Annotated in this window: 16 protein-coding genes and 1 tRNA gene; 13 read left to right on the top strand and 4 right to left on the bottom strand. The window is 60.2% G+C overall.

Translation table 11 applies throughout. The features are described 5' to 3' along the window. Positions 1-282: 282 nt before the first annotated feature. The 5 genes from AK821_RS07240 (at position 283) to pgaD (ending at position 8,421) form a co-directional block, all read left to right on the top strand. Entirely contained in the window at positions 283-1,788 is a 1,506-nt protein-coding gene (locus tag AK821_RS07240) for a YdgA family protein (RefSeq protein WP_064389054.1), read from the top strand. 258 nt (positions 1,789-2,046) lie between these two features. Further along, the gene (gene pgaA, locus AK821_RS07235) at positions 2,047-4,527 is read left to right on the top strand and encodes a poly-beta-1,6 N-acetyl-D-glucosamine export porin PgaA (protein WP_064389053.1); all 2,481 of its coding nucleotides are present in this window, start codon (positions 2,047-2,049) and stop codon (positions 4,525-4,527) included. Positions 4,528-4,539: 12 nt separating this feature from the next. Beyond that, positions 4,540-6,537 (top strand): poly-beta-1,6-N-acetyl-D-glucosamine N-deacetylase PgaB, encoded by a 1,998-nt coding sequence (gene pgaB / locus AK821_RS07230; protein ID WP_064389052.1) that lies wholly within the window; start codon positions 4,540-4,542, stop codon positions 6,535-6,537. Between the two features lies 1 nt (position 6,538). Next, positions 6,539-7,894 (top strand): poly-beta-1,6-N-acetyl-D-glucosamine synthase, encoded by a 1,356-nt coding sequence (pgaC, locus tag AK821_RS07225; protein ID WP_064389051.1) that lies wholly within the window; start codon positions 6,539-6,541, stop codon positions 7,892-7,894. Beyond that, positions 7,891-8,421 carry a poly-beta-1,6-N-acetyl-D-glucosamine biosynthesis protein PgaD gene (gene pgaD / locus AK821_RS07220; protein WP_064389050.1) on the top strand — a complete coding sequence of 177 codons (531 nt, stop codon included), beginning with the start codon at positions 7,891-7,893 and terminating at the stop codon, positions 8,419-8,421. The genes pgaC and pgaD overlap by 4 nt, the downstream gene beginning before the upstream one ends. A gap of 110 nt (positions 8,422-8,531) precedes the next feature. Here the strand turns inward: pgaD and AK821_RS07215 are convergent, their stop codons facing one another. Then, positions 8,532-10,055 (bottom strand): apoptosis inducing factor family protein, encoded by a 1,524-nt coding sequence (locus AK821_RS07215; RefSeq protein WP_064389049.1) that lies wholly within the window; start codon positions 10,053-10,055, stop codon positions 8,532-8,534. Positions 10,056-10,194: 139 nt separating this feature from the next. On the opposite strand from AK821_RS07215, the gene AK821_RS07210 reads away from it, so the two are divergent. The 5 genes from AK821_RS07210 to AK821_RS07190 all read left to right on the top strand — a co-directional run bounded on the left by AK821_RS07210 (position 10,195) and on the right by AK821_RS07190 (position 14,011). Continuing rightward, positions 10,195-10,755, top strand: coding sequence for a YbhB/YbcL family Raf kinase inhibitor-like protein (locus AK821_RS07210; protein ID WP_064389048.1), 561 nt, complete (start codon positions 10,195-10,197; stop codon positions 10,753-10,755). 87 nt (positions 10,756-10,842) lie between these two features. Then, on the top strand, positions 10,843-12,522 hold the full coding sequence (locus AK821_RS07205; RefSeq protein ID WP_064389047.1) for a vWA domain-containing protein: 1,680 nt from the start codon (positions 10,843-10,845) through the stop codon (positions 12,520-12,522). A gap of 30 nt (positions 12,523-12,552) precedes the next feature. Beyond that, complete coding sequence (locus AK821_RS07200; RefSeq protein WP_236708298.1) at positions 12,553-13,134, top strand: RNA polymerase sigma factor; 582 nt, start codon at positions 12,553-12,555, stop codon at positions 13,132-13,134. Further along, entirely contained in the window at positions 13,131-13,721 is a 591-nt protein-coding gene (locus tag AK821_RS07195; RefSeq protein ID WP_064389045.1) for a hypothetical protein, read from the top strand. Before AK821_RS07200 ends, AK821_RS07195 begins: the two co-directional genes overlap by 4 nt. 20 nt (positions 13,722-13,741) lie before the next feature. Then, a complete protein-coding gene (locus tag AK821_RS07190) occupies positions 13,742-14,011 on the top strand; it encodes a hypothetical protein (RefSeq protein WP_224790812.1) in 270 nt (89 codons plus the stop codon). 77 nt (positions 14,012-14,088) lie between these two features. On the opposite strand, the gene AK821_RS07185 is transcribed toward AK821_RS07190, so the two are convergent. Next, positions 14,089-14,165 (bottom strand) — tRNA-Arg (locus AK821_RS07185). 442 nt (positions 14,166-14,607) lie between these two features. On the opposite strand from AK821_RS07185, the gene gabD reads away from it, so the two are divergent. The 3 genes from gabD (at position 14,608) to AK821_RS07170 (ending at position 18,861) form a co-directional block, all read left to right on the top strand. Beyond that, on the top strand, positions 14,608-16,050 hold the full coding sequence (gene gabD / locus AK821_RS07180) for an NADP-dependent succinate-semialdehyde dehydrogenase (RefSeq protein WP_064389043.1): 1,443 nt from the start codon (positions 14,608-14,610) through the stop codon (positions 16,048-16,050). Between the two features lie 185 nt (positions 16,051-16,235). Next, complete coding sequence (gabT, locus tag AK821_RS07175) at positions 16,236-17,513, top strand: 4-aminobutyrate--2-oxoglutarate transaminase (protein WP_008080000.1); 1,278 nt, start codon at positions 16,236-16,238, stop codon at positions 17,511-17,513. A 136-nt stretch (positions 17,514-17,649) separates the two neighbouring features. Further along, positions 17,650-18,861, top strand: a complete 1,212-nt coding sequence (locus AK821_RS07170; protein ID WP_064389042.1) for an HDOD domain-containing protein — start codon at positions 17,650-17,652, stop codon at positions 18,859-18,861. 142 nt (positions 18,862-19,003) lie between these two features. On the opposite strand, the gene AK821_RS07165 is transcribed toward AK821_RS07170, so the two are convergent. Further along, a complete protein-coding gene (locus AK821_RS07165; RefSeq protein WP_064389041.1) occupies positions 19,004-19,993 on the bottom strand; it encodes a GGDEF domain-containing protein in 990 nt (329 codons plus the stop codon). Between the two features lie 144 nt (positions 19,994-20,137). Next, positions 20,138-21,322, bottom strand: coding sequence for a delta-9 fatty acid desaturase DesA (gene desA / locus AK821_RS07160; protein ID WP_064389040.1), 1,185 nt, complete (start codon positions 21,320-21,322; stop codon positions 20,138-20,140). Positions 21,323-21,412: the final 90 nt, after the last annotated feature.

Raw genomic sequence — 21,412 nt, 5'->3', positions numbered from 1 at the left:
ATCGACCGGCCTCATCGCGAGCAGGCTCACTCCTACATTTGGAATGCGTTCCCCTGTAGGAGTGAGCCTGCTCGCGATAGCGCCCTAAAAAACACCGAAACTCTTCCCGCCTGTCGACTGTCCACAATTCCCATAGACACTCTTTCACCTTTAAACATTGGGCCACCTTGCGCGCCCGGTGCTAATCTCCATCGCTAATTTCAGCGCAGTCGAGCCGCGACCCGGTCACGGGTTCAGGGAAGACGACCACACTCACAGCCACGGAAATCGATCAGGTCATTCATGAATAAATCAGCAGGCGTGCTCCTCGGAATTGTTGTTGCCATCGGCGCGATCAGCGCAGGCGGGGCCTGGTACACCGGGACCAAGATCGAAGGCGTGTTGAACAACGCCGTCAGCAATGCCAACAAAGAGCTGCAAACCGCCATGGCCGGTTCCAACGGCAGCGCGTCGCTGGAACTGGTGTCGCTCGACCGCCATACCTTCACCAGCACCGCGCACTACCGCCTCAAGGGTGAAGGCGAGATGTTTGGCGACAAGCCGGTCGAACTGCTGTTCGTCGACCACATCGAGCACGGCCCGCTACCGTTCTCGCGCCTGGTTTCGCTGAAATGGCTGCCGGTCATGGCCACCAGCAACTACGAGCTGGAAAAGAACCCGGCCACCGAGAAGTGGTTCGCCGCCACTAAGGGCGCCGCTCCACTCAAAGGCGTGACCAGCATCGGCTACGACGAATCCACTACCAGCACCCTCGACCTGCTGCCTTTCGAAACCGCACTGGATGAGCAGTCGAGCCTGAAATTCTCCGGCCTGACCATGAATATCTCGGCCAACGCGCAGGCGCAGAAGGTCAAGGCTGACGGCTACATGGACAACCTGAAACTGGTCACGGTGGCTGAAGATCAGGCGCCGGTGCAGGTCGAACTCAACGGTCTGACCCTGGCCAGCAACCTCGCCAAAAGCAGCTACGGCTACTACACCGGCGAGAACACTCTGGAGCTGACCGACAGCAAAACCACCTTCGGGCCCAAGCAGTCGGTGCTGGGTGTGAAGAAGTTTGAAATGAAGAACCTCACCGAAGAAAACGGCAGCAATGCCTCCGGTCGCGCCGATTACAAGATTGGCGAAGTCAGCCTCAACGACAAGAAAATCGGTTCGGCCAACATGGCCATGAGCCTGAAAAACCTCGACATCCCGTCGACGATGTCGCTGATGCAGATTTACCAGACCAAACTGCAGCCTTACGAAAAAGCCGCCGCCGAGGCAGCAGCCCAAGGCCTGCCAGCGCCGGAGCTGAACCTGACCGAGGCTGAAAACGCCCAGGTCAAAGCTGACCTGCAGAAACTGCTGGCTGCCGGCCCACAGTTTGCGCTGGAAAACCTCTCGTTCAACACCGCCAACGGCGAGAGCAAGGCCAATCTGGTGATTGACCTGACCAAACCGCAATCGATGGATCTGCCGCCGGATCAACTGGGTAAACAACTGATTGCGCTGCTTGACCTGAATATCCAGGTGTCCAAGCCGATGCTGGTCGATCTGCTCAGCGTGCAGGCGCAACTCGACGGTCAGACTGACGCCAAAGCCATCGTCGACCAATCCAAGGAAGCGGCCGACATGTTCGCCGGCATGGCGGTCGGTTCGCAGTTGGCCGTCGTCGATGGCACCAACGTCGTGACCAAGCTGCATTACGCCGCCAATCAGGTCGAATTCAACGGCCAGAAGATGACCGTCGAGCAGTTCGTCGGCTTCCTGATGAGCAAGTTCGCAGGCGTCACGCAAGTGCAGTAATTCTGCGTTCTTAATAGCAACGCCCGGCCTCTGGATGCTACAGACGCCGGGCGTTTTGCTGTCTGGCGTTCGGGTTTTGGCTGTCCCGGCGTAACCGTCGGGACGATTCTGAACAATTATTGTGTTCTGGATTCTGGTCTACGCTTGCGTGCAAGACTGCCTGACTAAGCTTGGCCGTTGCATGTGCATGGGCGGCCACCGTTACGAAAGGGCAAGGAGGGCATTGCGACCCGGCTGGCCATGTAAGGATGCTGACGAATGCCGCGTATAGATGTTCCTGTATTGCATCGTGGTTTACGCCCTTTGTTTCGAGTCGCGCTGTGCAGCCAATTGCTCTGGCCGGCGCTGGCGTTTGCCGACACACCCTACGATCAGATGGTCCGTGATGCCCGTGCCGGGCAAACCACGCCGGCGCTGACGGTGTTGCGTCAGGTACCACCCGGCCAATCGACCACCGGGCAGATCAGCGATCACCTGCAAATCGCCAGTTGGGCGGGACTAGATGGCGAAGTGGTGCAGGTCTATGAAACCCAGGGCCGTGACCGTGTCCTGCCGGTGCAGGCACTGACCGCCACCGCCCGCGCGTATCGCAACCTCAAGCGTTGGGATCAGGCGACTCAGGTCTACAACAAGGCTTTGGCGCTGGAGCCGGATAACGCCGACCTGCAACTCGGGCTAGCCCTGACCCAGGCTGATGCCGGTAAACCCGATGAAGCGGTGACCCGCGCCAAAGCGCTGGTCGTAGCCAAACCTGATGATCCTTCCCGCCGTCTGGCGCTGGGCTATGCGCTGTCCCGCGCGGGCAAGCAATACGACGCGTTGTTCGAATACGATCAAGCCTTCAAGCGCGCCGGCAGCAAGCCGGAAGTCGCCCGTGAATACGTGGTCGCGTTGCAAAAGGCGCGTCTGCCAGAGCCGGCGCTGCGTCTGGCCAATCAACGTCCGGGTCTGATCGATCCGGTGACCCTACGCCGCCTCGAAGGCGATCTTGCTGCCGAGCGCGTACGCCTTGCCGAACTCGCCACTCGCAGTGAGAAAGAGCGCTACGTGATCGCCGACCGCGCGTTGGCCGACTACGACAAACTGCTCGCCACCTGGACGCCGGACACCAGCGCCAAGGACGACGTGACCCGTTGGCGTATCGACCGCATGGGCGCGCTCAAGGCACGGGCGCGCACCGCCGACGTCATCACTGAGTACCAGAAGTTGCAAGCCGAAGGCGTGAAGATTCCGACCTACGCCCAGCGTTGGGTGGCAGCGTCTTATCTGGATCAGCGTGAGCCGGAAATCGCGACTGACTTGTATCGCCAGGTACTGTCCGCGCCGGACGCCGATGTCGGCGACCGCCTCGAAGACACCACCGCGCTGTATTACGCGTTGCTGGAAAGTGACCGCGCCGATGAGGCACGTAAAGTGGCCGAAGACGCCGCCAAGTCGCAGCGCCCGCGCATCGAACTCAAGGGCTTGCCGATCGGCAACCCCAACGATGAATGGATGGACGCCCAGCAACTGGCGGCGCAGGCCGGCACCTATGGTTCTGATCTGCCCCATGGCGAAGAACGTTTGCAGACACTGGTCGATCAGGCACCGGGCAATACCGGTCTGCGTCTGGCTCAGGCCGATTTGTACCTGGCCCGCAACTGGCCGCGCCGCGCAGAAATGCAGCTCAAGGAAACCGAGAGCATGGTGCCGCGCGACATGGGCCTGGAAATTGGCCAGGCGCACACTGCGATGGAATTGCAGGAATGGCGGCAAATGGATGCGCTGACCGACGACGTCGTCGCGCGTTATCCGGATAACCGCCAAGTGCAGCGTCTGGCGCGCGAGCGTGAAGTCCACGACATGTCCGAACTGCGCGTCGAAGCCTATGGCGGCAAAGCCAACGGTGGCGGCGACAGCGATGCAGGCGCCGTCAGCGGCAGCCGCGATTTCGGCATTCAGACCACGCTGTACAGCCCGCCGATCGCTGAAGACTGGCGGGTGTTTGCCGGGGCCGGTTATGCCACCGGCGACTTCACCGAAGGCACCGGTCACCACCGCTTCCAGCGGGTTGGCCTGGAACGGCGCACTCGTGACATGACCCTCGAAGCAGAAGTGTCCAATCACGATTACGGTTTTGGCGACAAGCAGGGCGCGCGTCTGGCAATCGCCCGCGACATCAACGACCACTGGCAGTACGGCGGCAGCCTCGAATATCTGTCGGCCGAGACGCCGCTGCGCGCGCTCAACAGCGATATCAAGGCCAATGGCGGCAGCGGGTTCATCCGCTGGCGCGCCAACGAAAGCCGCGAGTGGCGTCTGTCGGTCAGCCCGTCGCATTTCAGCGACGGCAACAATCGCGTCGAAGCCTTGCTCACCGGTCGCGAGGGCGTTTACAGCGCGCCGAACGTGCAGGTCGATGCAGGGCTGGAAGTCGGCAGCAGTCACAACTCCAAGTCCGATGACGTGCCGTACTTCAACCCCAAATCCGACTTCAGCGTGATGCCGCTGGTCAACGTCAATCACGTGCTCTACCACCGCTACGAAACTTCCTGGAGTCAGCAATTCCAGGCCGGCGCGGGGACGTACAGCCAGCGTGATCACGGCACCGGCGGCATGGCCCTGCTCGGTTATGGGCAACGCTATGCCTGGAACGATGTGTTCGAGGTGGGCGGCTTGTTCAGTGTGATCAACCGGCCCTACGACGGTGATCGGGAGACCGATCTGCGTCTGCTCGTCGACCTCACTTTCCGCTTCTAGAAGAGTTTGAAGATGCCTTTGATTTCGCGTTTCATCCTTCTGCTGGGAGTGCTGCTGATCAGCGCCTGCGCCCAGCAAGCCCCGGCCTTTGCGCCGCCGTCCGAACGCCCGCTGGCGGCCAGTGAAAAACCCTGGCCGAAAAACCACGTGCTCGGTATTGCCTATCACGACGTTGAAGACCGCGATCCCGATCAGGCGGTGGTGGCGGTACGCACCGAACGCATGATCGAGCAGCTCGCGTGGCTGCGTGAAAATGGCTACAAACCGGTGACGGTTGACCAGATCATGGCCGCGCGCAAGGGTGGTCCGGAGTTACCGGCGAAAGCGATTCTGCTCAGTTTCGACGACGGTTATTCGAGCTTCTACACCCGCGTACTGCCGGTGCTGCGCGCCTATAACTGGCACGCGCTATTGGCGCCGGTCGGCAGCTGGATCGACACGCCGCTCAATCAGCCAGTGGATTTCGCCGGTGCCCCGCGCGCACGTTCAGACTTCCTGACCTGGGATCAGGTGCGCGAGATCTCGCAATCCGGTCTGGTGGAAATCGCTGCCCACACCGACGCCAACCACAAAGGTATTCTGGCCAACCCGCAAGGCAACCTGCAGCCTGCTGCCGCAACCCGGCGCTACGATCCGCTGACCAAGCGCTATGAATCCGAGGCCGAATTCCAGGCGCGGATCCGCACCGACGTGAACAACATCTCGGAAAAAATCCGTAAGGTTACCGGCAAGAAGCCGCGAGTCTGGGTCTGGCCGTACGGCACCGCCGACGGTACTTCGCTGACCGTGGTGGGCGAGCAGGGCTATGAAATGGCCCTGACCCTGGACGACGGTCTCGATGCCCTCGATAACCTGATGAGCAGCCCGCGCTTCCTTGTCGCCTCCGATCCTGACGGCGAGCATTTCGCCAACAGCGTCGTCGGCGTGCAGTCGGATTTTGCCATGCGCGTGGTGCATGTCGATCTGGACAACGTCTACGACCCGGATCCGGCGCAACAGGACATCAATCTCGGCAAACTGGTGCAGCGCATGGCTGACATGGGCGCCAACACGGTGTTCCTGCAAGCTTTCGCCGATCCGAAAGGCGACGGTCTGGTGCACTCGCTGTACTTCCCCAACCGCCATTTGCCGGCACGTGCCGACCTCTTCGACCGTGTCGCCTGGCAGCTGCGCACTCGTGCCCACGTGAAAGTTTTTGCCTGGATGCCTGTACTGAGTTTCGGCCTTGATTCGAAACTGCCACGCGTCACTCGCTGGGACCCGAAAACCGGCACCACTTCTGTCGATCCTGACCAGTACAAGCGCCTGTCGCCGTTTGATCCGGAAGTACGGCGGATCATCGGCGAAATCTACGAAGACGTCGCGCGACTGACCTCGGTCGACGGCATTCTTTACCACGACGACGCGGTGCTGTCGGATTTCGAAGATGCTGGTCCTGAGGCCTTGAAAGCCTACGCTGCCCACGGTTTGCCGGGTTCGATTGCCGCCCTGCGCGACGATCCTGCCGCGATGCAACGCTGGACGCGCTTCAAGAGCAAATACCTCATCGATTTCACTAACGAGCTGACTGCCAAAGTCCGCGCCATTCGTGGCCCGCAGGTGCAGACCGCGCGCAATATTTTCGCCGAGCCGATGATCAACCCGCAGAGCGAAGCGTGGTTCGCGCAGAACCTCGACGACTTCCTCGCGACCTACGACTGGACGGCGCCAATGGCCATGCCATTGATGGAAAAACAGACGCAGGCGCAGTCCGGCCCGTGGCTGGAAGCACTCGTCGAAATCGTCAAACAACGTCCCGGGGCACTGGATCGCACGGTGTTCGAATTGCAGGCGCGGGACTGGACCAAAAAGGATCAGGCCGACATTGACGCGGCAGTGATGGCGGACTGGATGGGTCGCCTCAAACGTCAGGGCGCGACCAGTTTCGGTTACTACCCGGACAACTTCCTCGACAACCTGCCGGACCTGAAAACCGTAAGGCCTGCGCTCTCCAACAAATGGAATCCATAACATGCTGGATAGACTGTTAGCCCTGCTTGTTCTGGCGCTCGTCCTCGGCGTGCCGCTGGGCCTGATCTTCCTGGTCACCGGGCAGTTCCTGATGGACTTCGTGTTCTTCTACCCGTTGTTCATGTCCGGGTTGTGGATTTCTGGCGGCCTGTATTTCTGGCTGCACTGGGAGCGCCATTGGCCATGGAAAGACGACACGCTGCCGCCACCGCTGGAAGGTGAGCCGCTGATCTCGATCCTGATCCCTTGCTACAACGAAGGTGACAACGCCGCCGACACCATCCACGCGGCGCTGGCCCAGCATTACCCGAACATCGAAGTCATCGCGATCAACGACGGCTCCAAGGACAACACCGCACAAGTGCTCGATGCGCTGGCCAAGGAAGATCCGCGCCTGCGCGTGCTGCACCTGGCGGAAAACCAGGGCAAGGCTGTTGCTCTGCGCATGGGCGCCATCGCGGCGCGCAGTGAGTATCTGGTGTGCATCGACGGTGACGCACTGCTGGCGCCCAATACCGCGGCGTATCTGGTTGCGCCGATGCTGGATAACGCACGGCTTGGCGCCGTGACCGGCAACCCGCGGATTCGTACGCGTTCAACGCTGGTCGGGCGGGTGCAGGTCGGTGAGTTCTCGTCGATCATCGGTTTGATCAAGCGCACGCAACGGGTGTTCGGACGGATCTTTACCGTCTCCGGAGTGATCGTCGCGTTCCGCCGTACCGCGCTGAACCGCGTCGGTTACTGGAGCCCGGACATGATCACCGAAGACATCGACATCAGCTGGAAGCTGCAACTCGATCACTGGAGCATCTTCTACGAGCCGCGCGCGCTGTGCTGGATTCTGATGCCGGAAACCCTCGGCGGCCTGTGGAAGCAGCGTTTGCGCTGGGCTCAGGGTGGCGCGGAAGTGCTGTTCAAGAATATTCGTGGCATCTGGCAGTACCGCCATCGTTACCTGTGGCCGTTGCTGTTCGAATACTGCCTGTCGACCGGTTGGGCGTTTACCTTCCTGTTGTCGGTGATTTTCTGGGGCGTGGGCAAATTTGTGGTCATGCCGGAGGCCATCGCGGTGGATCACCTGATGCCGCCGGCATTTACCGGGTTGCTGCTGGCATTTGTCTGCCTGGTGCAGTTCGCCGTCAGCATCGTCATCGACCGGCGCTATGAGCCGGGATTGGGTCGCACGATGTTCTGGGTGGTCTGGTATCCGTTGGTGTTCTGGCTTATCAGCCTGCTGACCACGTTGGTCAGCTTCCCCAAAGTGCTGTTCGGCCAACATCAGAAACGTGCGCGTTGGGTCAGTCCTGATCGGGGCATCAAACCGATCGGCGACGACGAAGAGGAGGTCATCAAATGAAAATCATCCGGACTCGCCAGCGGCCCTTTCTGGTAGTGATCGATGTGATCCTCACCGTGGTGGCCTGGGTTGGCCTGCTGTTTCTGCTGATCCGCGGCTTATGGCCGCTGATCGAAACTCACGCGGGCGGGCCGCTGATCGATAAATCGGCGTTCGACGCACTGGGTACCCTGCAGATTTATCTGTGGATTGCCTTGGTCAACGCGGTGATTCTGATCGGTTGGGCGCGTTATCAGCAGCGCAAGAGTCGCAGTTTTGCCCAACGCCGGCTGCCGTCGCCGGTGATCGACGATGAAGGCCTGAGCAGGAGTTTCAAACTCTGCGATGACCGCTTTCAAAAGCTGCGCACGCCCGGGGTGATGACCATTCACAACGATCAGGAAGGCGATATCAGCCATGTGGTGACGCATTTCTGGCCGGTACAGCAGGAGGAATTGCCGCCGCCACTGGCACCGTTGGAGCATCCGCGAGTGATCTTTCTGCATGCCGAGGATGATGGCAATCGCGAGCCCCTGACCCGGCTTTGATCGTTCCCACGCTCTGCGTGGGAATGCCTCTTGGGACGCTCCGCGTCCAGTGACGCGGAGCGTCACGGGCTGCATTCCCACGCAGGAGCGTGGGAACGATCAATCGGCCGCTAATCGCGGATCAGTTCCCAGGCATCTTCCATCGGCAGCGGTTGCTTCATGCGCTCGGTGAGTAACGCCATCGCTCTTTCTTTCTCGCAAGCCACGGCGGCAACTACCACACCGTTTCTACCGAACAGACCGATAAAGGGCGGATTTTCGGGTTCGCCAAGAAACTCCACTTCATCCCAATGTTCGGCATGCCCGAGGTAGTCGTAGTTCTTGCCAAAATGCCAGGTCCAGAAGAACGGCACATCGAGGTAATGCTCGTCGCCACCGAGCATGTTGGCGGCAGCGATTCGCGCGTGTTGCTGAGCCAGGCGCCAGTGTTCGATGCGTTGCGGCTGGCCGTTCAGCGGGAACGTGGCGATGTCGCCGATCGCCCACAGCCCTTCGATGACACGCATGCCGCCATCGACGCGCAACGATTGATCCTTTTCCTTGGGCAGTGACGCGAACGCTTCTGTCGCTGGATGAACGCCGATCCCTGCCAGCACCAGATCCGCAGAAAGCCGCAGGCCGTTGTCCAGCAGTACCGCCTCAACCTTGCCGTCGCCGATGATCTCTGTCGCCTCGTGCTCGGTGATGAACTTCACGCCGTTTTCCTCGTGCAGCGCGCGGATCGCTTTACCCACCGCTTCGCCGAATTGCGCGGCGAAGGGAATGGCGTGGCGCGCGAGTACCGTGACGTCGAGACCATGCTGGCGCAGCGCGGAGGCGCATTCGAGGGCGATAAAGCTGTCGCCGATGATGACCGCGTGTTGATCGGGGCTGGCTGTTTTCATGATCTGCTCGGCCTGGGCTTTTGAGCGCAGTAAAAACACCTGCGGCAGTTCGGCACCGGGTAATTCCAAGGGATTGGGTTCGCCACCAGTGGCGAGTACTGCAGCGTGGTAACTCAACGTTTGGCCGTCGCTGAGATGGAGGGCTTTGGTCTGGGCATCAATGGACGTGATTTGGTTTTGCAGGCGTTCGATGCGCTGTTCTTTATAGAAACTTTCATCACGCAGCGGCGGTGTATCTTCCGGTGGCATTTCCCCGGCGAGGACAAATTTGCTCAGCACCGTGCGGTCATAACCGGCATCGGCCTCGCGGTCGATCATCACGATGCGGCCACCAAAACCCTTTTCCCGCAACGCAGCGGCACACGCGGTGCCTGCTGCGCCCGCGCCGACAATCACGAACGTGCGCGCATCGTCTGCCGGCGGCGTATGCGGATCTTCCAGCGGCAGGTCATCGACCCAGACTTCCTCGCCACGCAGTTCCAGCGGATAACGCTTGAGGCTGTCGAGCGCGGGCGGCTCGCACAACGCGCCATCCTCCGCGCGAAATTCAGCCTTGTGCCACGGGCAGATCAGGCGTCCGTGACACAACGCACCGTCAGCCAAAGGCGCACCGGCATGCGGGCATTCGCCCTGAAAGGCCCGCAACTGCTCGCCTGCGCGCAGCAGCACAATCTTGCAGTCGCCGATTTCAACGGCCAGGCCACGGTCGTGGGGGACATCGGCGTAACGGGCGACGCGGTGCAGGGACATGTGCGGCTTCCTCGCGGGCATTTCTCTTGTGAGTTTGTGTATCGCTGCGAGGTTCAGCCATTTGCCACTGCCATGGCACGAACGGTACAGCTATAGTTTGCAGGCCTACGATGGCCCCACTGCACAAGGTGCTCCCGGAATGACCCGATTGACCTCTCTCAACCCCTGGCTGGCAGCACTCGCTGTCACCCTTTGCGTGCAGTTTCCGGCGCAGGCCCAGGAGCGTTTCACCCTGAGCATCCCGGGTGTTTCCGATAACCGCCTGTTCACTTCGGCGGCGGCCAGCGACGCGGCCGGTTGCGGCGGCAAGAACCAGTCGCCAGCACTGAGCTGGAACGCAGGTCCCGCCGGGACCCAGAGTTACGCAATCGTCATGCATGACCCGGACGGCCAGAAAGGTTTGGGCGTCGATCACTGGATTCACTACGGCATCAAATCCACCACGCACCAGATTGCGGCAGGCGTCGGCGCCAAATCCGCGTTCGAAGGTGTCGGCGGCACCAACAGCAAGGGCAACACCCATTACATGGGGCCGTGTCCGCCAGTGGGCGACAGTGCGCACCACTACATCATCCAGATCTACGCACTGGATCTGGCGCCGGATGCCTTGCCGGCCGGTCTGACTCGCGCCGAGCTGATGGAAAAAATCAAAGGTCATGTGCTGCGTAACAGCAGTGCGGTGCGGCGTTATCACCGCTGAAAAAATTTTTAGCGGCGTTTAACCCGAACTGAAAGGGCTGCCCGTCTCAGTGGATGAGTGATCAATTTCATCCCGAGGTCAGCCCCCATGTCTCTTCCTCTCTTACGCCCTGCTGCGGTTGCTGTGCTGCTGGCGCTCGCCGGTTGCGGTGTGTCTTCCAAACCCGAGTCCGCTGCTGTGCCAGCGCCGGCGCAGCCCGAAGTGCTGGTTCAACAGGAAGCGATGCCGGTCGCTGGCGCGATGGCCAAGCGCATGGCACACCCCGCCCCGCTAGCCAGTTTTACAGTGACGCCGTCTGCGGACAGTTATCCACAGGGCTATCGTGATGAGCAGCGCGAGCAATATCAGGCGCTGGCCGACAACCCGATCCACAGCGTCGCCGAAACCCCGGTTTCAACTTTCAGCGCTGACGTCGATACCGGCGCCTACGCCAATGTGCGCCGCTTGCTCAATCAGGGACGACTGCCGCCGGAAGGCGCGGTGCGGCTGGAGGAATTGGTCAATTATTTCCCCTACGACTACGCGTTACCCAGCGATGGCTCGCCCTTCGGTGTGACCACCGAACTGGCCGCCTCACCGTGGAATCCGCACACCCGCTTGCTGCGCATCGGCATCAAGGCTTCCGACCGCACGGTAGCGGAACTGGCCCCGGCCAATCTGGTGTTTCTGGTCGATGTGTCCGGCTCGATGGATCGCCGCGAAGGCCTGCCGATGGTCAAAAGCACGCTGAAATTGTTGGTCGATCAATTGCGCGATCAGGATCGTGTGTCGCTGGTCGTGTATGCCGGCGAATCGAGAGTGGTGCTGGAGCCGACTTCCGGACGTGAGAAGGCGAAAATTCGTACAGCCATCGAGCAATTGACTGCGGGTGGTTCGACCGCTGGCGCTTCAGGTATCGAACTGGCCTACCAAATGGCGCAGCAGGCCTTTATCCCCAAAGGCATCAACCGCATCCTCTTGGCCACCGATGGCGATTTCAATGTCGGCATCAGCGACTTCGACAGCCTCAAGCAAATGGCTGTGGATAAACGCAAAAGTGGCATCTCGCTGACCACATTGGGATTTGGTGTGGATAACTACAATGAACACTTGATGGAGCAACTGGCCGATGCGGGCGACGGCAACTATGCCTATATCGATAACCTGCGCGAGGCGCGCAAAGTACTGGTCGATCAACTGGGTTCGACCCTCGCTGTGGTGGCGAAAAACGTCAAACTGCAGGTGGAATTCAACCCGGCGCAGGTCAGCGAATATCGCCTGCTCGGCTACGAGAATCGTGCTTTGAAGCGTGAGGATTTCAGCAATGACAAAGTCGATGCCGGCGAAATCGGCGCAGGACACACGGTGACCGCGCTGTACGAAATTGTTCCGGCGGGCGAGAGGGGCTGGCTGGAGCCGCTGCGTTACGGCAAGTCGGAGCCGGTTGTTTCCGGGAAAAGCGGGGAATTGGCGATGCTGCGTGTGCGTTATCAACGTCCTGACGGTGGGAAAAGTCTGCTGATCGAGCGGCCGATAACCAATCAGGTCGCATCTGCCAGCGAAGACCTGCGTTTTGCTGCTGCGGTCGCCGCATTTTCCCAGCAACTCAAGGACGGCCGCTACACCGGCGATTTCAGTCTGAAAGATACGGAAACACTGGCCCGTGGCGCGCGCGGCGATGACCGCTTTGGCCTGCGCAACGAGTTCGTGCAACTGGTGCAACTGGCGCAGAGTCTGCGCACTTCTACCGCATCGAATGCGCAGGCCACTGAACGACGGATTGAATAAGTGAATCGTCTGAAGGGGTTTATCAGTCAGCTGTTTGCCTCCGCAGACAGCTCAGCCGCCAGCAGCGATGAATCGTTGCTGGCGCGTTATCGCGAGGGCGACGGCGCCGCGTTCGAGATCTTGTACGCCCGCCATCGCCAAGGTTTGTACCGGTTTCTACTCGGATTGAGCGGCAAGCCGGAACTGGCCGACGAAGTATTTCAGGAGACTTGGCTGAGCCTGATCCGCAGCGCCAGTCAGCCACAAGGCCGGGCGACTTTTCGTACATGGCTATTCCAGATCGCCCGCAATCGCCTGATCGATCACTGGCGCAAACACGGGGTTCACCAACCGTTGCACGACAGCTATGACGAACAAAGCCACGCCGTCAGCGATGAGACGAATGATCCCGAACAGCTGCTGAGCCTCAGCCGTGACAGCCAGCGCCTGGAAAACGCCCTGCAAACCTTGCCCGCCGACCAGCGCGAAGTGTTCCTGCTGCGTGCCCACGGCGATCTCGATCTGGCGCAAATCGCCAGCCTCACCGAAGCACCGCTGGAAACCGTCAAAAGCCGCTTGCGCTACGCCCAGCAAAAACTGCGTCGGCTGCTGGCCGAGGAGGTACTGACATGACTGACGCCCGCCAGACACCCGAAGATCTGCTGATCAAACATGTGCGTGAACAACACAACGCTGAACCACCAGCGCACCTCGATGCGTTTATCCTCAACGCTGCCCGCCGCGAGGTCCCGGCGCCCAAGCCAAGCCTGTTGCAACGCTGGCTCGATGCGTGCCGAAAACCACGCTGGCAAGTCGCATTCGCCAGTCTCATTGGCGTCGCCCTGATGTTGTCACTGGTGCAGCGTGCTCCCGAACCGCAAGGGCAATTCGACTTCGCCCCGGCAGCGAAACCCGCCGCACCGCTGGCGCGCAAGCAGGCGCCGCAAGCATTGTCGGCGCCCGCAGGTGCCATGCCCGCGCCGGCACCGATGGCAGAAATGGCCGCACCGATGCAAAGCGAAGCCATCAGCGCTGACCAAGCCAAACTCAGCAAACGCACCGCCACCCCGGTCAATGGCCTCGACGCGCAACTGCGCGAAGTCCTGCGCCTGCGCGAATCCGGCCAACTGCAGGCCGCCGACAGCCTGTTCAACAACCTGCACAAACGCTACCCGAACGCCGATCTCGACGCCCGACTCGAACAGTTGCAGAAAAAATGACCGCCTGATCCTCCAGCCATTTGGCATTACCCCGCAAAAACGCGCACTATCGGGGCATTGCCAATACGCTGGAGGACAACGTGGCATCGAAAATTGACCGCATTGCCCAACTGCTCAACTGCCCGGAAAAGGGCGAAGAGATGCGGCGAGCGATTACTGAAGCGCGTAAAGAGTTTCTGCTGAACCAGCCGGAAGAAGATGTCGTTGATGAAGACGAGGTTTTTGAGGAGGAGGTTGGGGAGGAAGAGGACGACGATGATTACGATGAGTTTGACTGGACGACGGAGTGACGTCGCTCCAGTCCTTTTGCACCGCCCACAAAAAAGCCCCGGACCATCACAGTCCGGGGCTTTCTCGTTTAAATCAATGGCGCACCAGGCGGGATTCGAACCCACGACCCCTGCCTTCGGAGGGCAGTACTCTATCCAGCTGAGCTACTGGTGCAGCGGGCGACATCATACCTAGGTCGGCTCGGGGCGTCCATGCTGGGTTTTGGCGCGGATTGTCAGTGCGCGTGTCGGCGCAAATCGCTGCATTCCATAAAGCTGTAACGTCCTGCAAAACCCTCGCTTGGCGCTTTGGCGTGGTTGATCTAAGGTTTTCCTGCGGCGGGGGCTTTTGGCTCGTTGATCTGAAAAATTCCACAAACACGCCGTTTTTGTTCTTTTTTTCGAACGACCTATTGTCCTTTAACCCCTTTGATCCTACGATCCGTTTGAGATTTCAAACGCTCGTTGACGGGGTGTTGAAGCGCCGGTGGTTCGAATCGTCCACGGTTGATGCGCCACACCCGGTCACTGATTTCCCTGACGGCAGCCTTGCGAGGCGCCTTTCTACAATCATAATTTGCTCCGCGCAGGCCGCGGTGCTGTTAAGGAAAGCCGACATGCAGCTTAAAGACACCCTGTTGTTCCGCCAGCAAGCCTTCATTGATGGCGCTTGGGTCGATGCGGACAGCGGTCAGACGATCAAGGTCAACAACCCGGCCACCGGCGAAATTCTCGGTACCGTGCCGAAGATGGGCGCTGCCGAAACCCGTCGTGCCATCGAGGCCGCTGACAAAGCGCTGCCGGCGTGGCGTGCCCTGACCGCCAAAGAGCGTGCCGGCAAGCTGCGTCGCTGGTTCGAACTGATGATCGAGAACCAGGACGACCTTGCGCGCCTGATGACCCTCGAGCAGGGCAAGCCGCTGGCCGAAGCCAAGGGCGAAATCGTTTACGCCGCTTCGTTCATCGAGTGGTTCGCCGAAGAAGCCAAGCGCATCTACGGTGATGTGATTCCGGGTCATCAGCCAGACAAGCGCCTGATCGTGATCAAGCAGCCAATCGGCGTGACCGCTGCAATCACCCCATGGAACTTCCCGGCGGCGATGATCACCCGCAAGGCCGGCCCGGCCCTGGCCGCCGGTTGCACCATGGTGCTCAAGCCTGCTTCGCAAACTCCATTCTCCGCTTTCGCCCTGGCCGAACTGGCTCAGCGCGCGGGCATTCCTGCGGGCGTGTTCAGCGTCGTGTCCGGCAGCGCCGGCGACATTGGCAGCGAGCTGACCAGCAACCCGATCGTGCGCAAACTGTCGTTCACCGGTTCGACCGAAATCGGTCGTCAACTGATGTCGGAATGCGCCAAGGACATCAAGAAAGTCTCACTGGAACTGGGCGGCAACGCACCGTTCATCGTGTTCGACGACGCGGACCTGGATAAGGCCGTCGAGGGCGCGATCATTTCCAAGTACCGCAACAACGGCCAGACCTGTGTCTGCGCCAACCGTCTGTACATTCAGGATTCGGTCTACGACGCGTTCGCCGAGAAGCTCAAAGTGGCTGTGGCCAAACTGAAGATCGGCAACGGTCTGGAAGACGGCACCACCACTGGCCCGCTGATTGACGAAAAAGCCGTGGCCAAGGTGCAAGAGCACATTGCTGACGCCGTATCCAAAGGCGCCACCGTGCTGGCCGGTGGCAAGGCGATGGAAGGCAACTTCTTCGAGCCGACCATCCTGACCAACGTGCCGAAAAACGCTGCGGTGGCCAAGGAAGAAACCTTCGGTCCACTGGCGCCGCTGTTCCGTTTCAAAGACGAAGCCGAAGTGATCGCGATGTCCAACGACACCGAGTTCGGTCTGGCTTCGTACTTCTATGCTCGCGACCTGGGTCGTGTGTTCCGTGTCGCGGAAGCGCTGGAATACGGCATGGTCGGCGTCAACACCGGGCTGATCTCCAACGAAGTCGCGCCGTTCGGCGGCATCAAGGCCTCGGGCCTGGGCCGTGAAGGCTCCAAGTACGGCATCGAAGATTACCTGGAAATCAAATACCTCTGCCTGGGCATCTAAGCCCGGACAAGGATTGCTGCAAACGCAAAGGGCACGAGAGCGCTGTCCCTTTGCGTCGTTTCAAACCGGAATTTTCTCTGCGGCCAGGAACGCCGTGGCAGTCGATCATCGCATGCTGCCACCGTCGATTTCTCCCGCTTAATCCTTGAACCACGCCGCCCGATGAGCGGCGAATGAGGACTGTAATGAGCAAGACTAACGCTGAACTGATGGCCCGTCGTACCGCAGCTGTTCCACGTGGTGTTGGCCAGATTCACCCGATCTTCGCTGAGTCGGCAAAGAACGCTACCGTAACTGACGTTGAAGGTCGTGAGTTCATCGACTTCGCCGGCGGTATCGCTGTACTGAACACCGGCCACGTGCACCCGAAAATCATCGCTGCCGTGACCGAACAGCTGAACAAGCTGACCCACACTTGCTTCCAGGTTCTGGCTTACGAGCCGTACGTAGAAGTGTGCGAGAAAATCAACGCCAAGATCCCGGGTGATTTCGCCAAGAAAACCCTGCTGGTCACCACCGGTTCCGAAGCCGTCGAAAACGCCGTGAAAATCGCCCGTGCCGCCACTGGCCGTGCCGGCGTGATCGCGTTCACCGGCGCCTACCACGGTCGCACCATGATGACTTTGGGCCTGACCGGTAAAGTCGTGCCTTACTCGGCCGGCATGGGCCTGATGCCAGGCGGCATCTTCCGCGCGCTGTATCCGAACGAACTGCACGGCGTGAGCATCGACGATTCGATCGCTTCCATCGAACGCATCTTCAAGAACGACGCCGAGCCGAAAGACATCGCCGCGATCATCATCGAACCTGTTCAGGGTGAAGGTGGTTTCTACGTTGCGCCGAAAGAGTTCATGAAGCGTCTGCGTGCTCTGTGCGACCAGCACGGCATCCTGCTGATCGCTGACGAAGTACAGACCGGCGCTGGCCGTACCGGCACGTTCTTCGCCATGGAACAGATGGGCGTTGCTGCCGACCTGACCACCTTCGCCAAATCCATCGCTGGCGGCTTCCCGCTGGCTGGCGTGTGCGGCAAGGCTGAATACATGGACGCCATCGCTCCAGGTGGCCTGGGCGGTACTTACGCCGGTAGCCCGATCGCTTGCGCCGCTGCCCTGGCGGTGATGGAAGTGTTCGAAGAAGAAAACCTGCTGGATCGCTGCAAGGCAGTCGGCGAGCGTCTGGTCACTGGCCTCAAGGCTATCCAGGCCAAGTACCCGGTGATCGGCGAAGTCCGTGCCCTGGGCGCAATGATCGCGGTCGAACTGTTCGAAAACGGCGACAGCCACAAGCCAAACGCTGCGGCAGTAGCGTCCGTTGTGGCCAAGGCGCGCGACAAGGGTCTGATCCTGCTGTCCTGCGGCACCTACGGCAACGTTCTGCGCGTACTGGTACCGCTGACCTCGCCGGACGAGCAACTGGACAAAGGTCTGGCGATCATCGAAGAGTGCTTTTCCGAGCTCTGATCACCCAGTGTGACCTGATCGACAAAAAACCCGCTTCGGCGGGTTTTTTTACGCCCCTTGAAACACATCGACGCATTAGCACTGTATCGAATGGCCAGCATTGGCTAAGGTTCAGGCATTGCAAGGGAGAGCGCGCATGACTGCCGTTGATTTCCCCGCCGTACCGCGAGTGCTGATTGCCGAGGCTGATCCGTGGTCTCGCGATCTGCTCAAACAAGTGTTGCTGAACGTGCGTTGCGATGCGCGATTGGATCTGTGTGCCGATGGCCAGCAAGCCATGTCGATGCTCAGCGAAATTCCGTATGACCTCGCCATCGTCGATTGGGAACTGCCCGGCGTCGATGGTTTGAATGTGCTGCGCAGTGTGCGTCAGCGCAAACGCAATCCGCCGCTGCCGTTCATTCTGATGAGCAGCCGCAACGACAGCGCCAGTGTGCGCGAAGCGATTCCGCTGGCACCGACGGCGTATCTGACCAAACCGCTGAACATGGAAAACCTGACCGAGCGTTTGCAGGGTTTGCTGCTCAATGCCGGGGAAGAAGTATTCTGTGAAGTGCCGGCGCTGGCGCCGGGCATGACCTTGTCGGTGTTTCTTGAGCGTCGCCGCGAACAGGCTGACGGCGCGCCGTTGATGACCGATGTGCAGGTAGCCGTCAAACGCAGCCTCAATCCCGGTGGCCTCGATTTGAAGCTGCTGGAAGATGAGATCAAAACCGATCCGCAGATCACTGCCGTGTTGATCGCTGCGGCCAACAGCGCGGCGCAGCACCATGGCGCGCCGGTGCAGACACTGGCTCAAGCCCTGCAGCGTCTGGGCACCGGGCAGAGCATGAATCTGATCCTGGGGTTGGCGCTCAAACGCAGTGCCAGGCTCAGTGATCCGTGTCTGGCCGACTATGCCGAGCGCTATTGGGGGCTGTCGCTGCACACTGCTGAATACGCGCGCACATTGGCGCGCTTGCTCGATCTGGATCAGGAGCGCTGCTACTGCGCGGGCATGCTCCATCGGTTGGGTGATCTGGCGTTGCTGCGGTGTTTACAGGAGTGGCAGCAGGCCGGCGGTGAGCTGGATGAGCTGGAGGAAGTCGGCGAGGCGCTGGCGGGATTTGGCGCGGCTTACGGCGCGGCGCTACGCACCCGCTGGCGGTTGCCGGTGGAGGTGCGTGAGCTGATTGCATCGGGCTACCAGCTCGGGGGCGGGGGCTATTCCCGTGAGGCGCTGGTGATGAACATGGCGGCGCAAATGGCGCGCCTGACCGAACATGAAGGCATTGAAGAACTGGCGAAGAGCCGTACGGCGCGGTTGCTCAAGATCGGCTTGCCGGAGTTGATGCGGATGCGCAAATGACCCGGATTCACTCACATTCCAAATGTGGGAGCGAGCCTGCTCGCGAAGAAGGAGTGTCATTCAGCACATCATTGTCTGATACGACGCTTTCGCGAGCAGGCTCGCTCCCACAGTGGCTCTGTGTTGAGGCGGGAGGACGGTTTCAGGCAGAGATAATGCGGTTCTTGCCCTGCCGTTTGGCCTCATACATCGCCGCATCCGCACGGGCGAACAGGCTGTCGAGGTTCTCGTCATCTTCGGTGAGGCTGGTCAGGCCTTGGCTCACGGTGATAGCGAAGCTTTGGCCGTCGTGGTTGAAACTCAACCGCTGAATCTCCTGCCGCAACCGTTCAGCCACCTGCATGGCCATGTCCGGCGCACAACCTGGAAACACCGCGGCAAATTCTTCCCCGCCAATGCGTCCGAACAGGTCGCCGCGGCGCAACGATCCACGACCGCACTCGGCAATCCGTTGCAGCACGTTGTCGCCTTCAGGGTGGCCGTAGGTGTCGTTGATCACTTTGAAATCATCGATATCCAGCAGCAGAAATGCCAAGGGCGAGCCTTGCAGGCGGGCCTCGTCGAACTCGCGGTGGGCACACTCGAAGAAGTGCCGGCGATTGCTGCTTTGGGTCAGCACGTCGGTGGTCGCCAAACGATGCAGCTCGGTTTCCATCTGCTTCTTGTCGGTGATGTCCTCGGCGATGCCGACGATGATCACCGGTTGTCCGGGTTCGTCCTGACGATTGATGAAGCACTTGTCGCTGAGCCAGCGCACCTGACCATCGGCGGCGATGATCCGGTACTCGCGATCTTCTACCGCGCCCTTGTGCAGCACTTCGGCGAGGCTGCGTTCGGCGTACTCAAGGTCGTCGGGATAGATGCTATCGCGCCACTGGTTGTAGTCGGCCAGCAGCAGCGCTGCGGAGTGACCGAAAATCCGTTCATAGGCGGGGCTGACGTACAGCACCTGCCGGGTTTCCCAGTTGAAGGCCCAGAGCACGGCGTTGACGCTGACCAGCAGCGAGCTGAACAGCTGCTCGCGCTCGCTCAGGCGGGCGACTTCGCCTTGAGCGTGCATCAAGGCCATAAGGGTTTGCGCGGCTTCTGGCCACTGCGGCAAGGATGAGTCTTTTTGGTTGTTATTGACCATCGGCACCAATCTCATAAGGCGTGCCGAAAGTCGACAACGGCCACGGTACAACCCGCCGGAGGTGGCGAAGTGTCATTGAGATAGGGGATTGGAAGGGAAGTTCCAAAGGGTGCGCCCGGGTTGCGGGCGCACCGATCAATGGCTTCAGACCGCTGCTGGACGCAGCGAGTAGGTTTTCAACTGGTCGGCGAATTCACGCAGGGACTGGATGCCGCTGGCTTCCGCTTCGTGAATCCATTCCTTGATGGCGGCAAGCATGTCGTGGCCATTCGAGCTGGTCTTGACCCAGATCTGCTGCAGGGCCAGGCGTTTTTCGTAAATTACCTTCAGGGCCTGGCTGTGCTCGAGCATGTTCTGGATCCGCAAGTGGTGACGGTCTTCCAGCAGGCTGGTTTCCCGCGACAGCAGACGTTTGGCGCGGTGAAACTGGTGGCGCACCGAATGATCGACCTTGGCCAGTTCTTGCTTGACCAGTGGACCGATCACCAACTTGCGGTACTGGGCCATGATCTGAAAGCGGTTGTTGAGGATCGCCATGGCGGTGTCCATGTCCAGACTGCCCTTGCCTTCGACACGGTGGGCGATCGGCGCGACACGCTGAACCTTGGCCAGGCGCAGGAAACTGAAGACTTTGATCCACGCCCAACCGAGGTCGAACTCCCACTTCTTCACCGACAGCTTGGCCGAGTTAGGGTAGGTGTGATGGTTGTTGTGCAGTTCTTCGCCGCCGATCAGGATGCCCCATGGCACCAGATTGGTTGCCGCATCGCGGCATTCGAAGTTGCGGTAGCCGACGGCATGACCGAGACCGTTGATGACGCCGGCGGCCCACACCGGGATCCACATCATCTGGATCGCCCAGATGGTGATGCCGATGGTGCCGAACAGCAGCAGGTCAATGACGCCCATGATCGCTACACCCAGCAGCGGGTAGCGGCTGTAGACGTTGCGTTCGATCCAGTCTTCGGGGCAGTTCTTGCCGTAGATGCGCAAGGTTTCCGGGTTCTGCGCTTCGGCGCGGTAGAGTTCGGCGCCGGTACGCAGCACCGTCGACAAACCCTTGATGACCGGGCTGTGCGGGTCATCTTCGGTTTCGCATTTGGCGTGGTGTTTACGGTGGATGGCGGTCCACTCGCGGGTGTTCTGCGCCGTGGTCAGCCACAGCCAGAAACGGAAAAAGTGCTTCAGGCCGGCATTCAGCTCAAGCGAGCGATGGGCTGAGTAGCGGTGCAGATAGACCGTGACGGCGACAATCGTCACGTGGGTCATCAGCAGGGTGACTGCGACCAGAGACCAGGCCGACAAGCCAAGAAAACCTTCGTACCACATAGGCTATAGGGCCCTCGATAAAGATAAAAACAGCCGTTGCATTATCACTAAGCACACAGATAAAACCAGTCGCCCTTTCAGATAAGAGTC

Origin of the sequence: Pseudomonas sp. RIT-PI-r, assembly GCF_001297015.1 — a bacterium.
Lineage (GTDB): Bacteria > Pseudomonadota > Gammaproteobacteria > Pseudomonadales > Pseudomonadaceae > Aquipseudomonas.
This window is presented reverse-complemented; position numbering and strand designations above follow the sequence as displayed.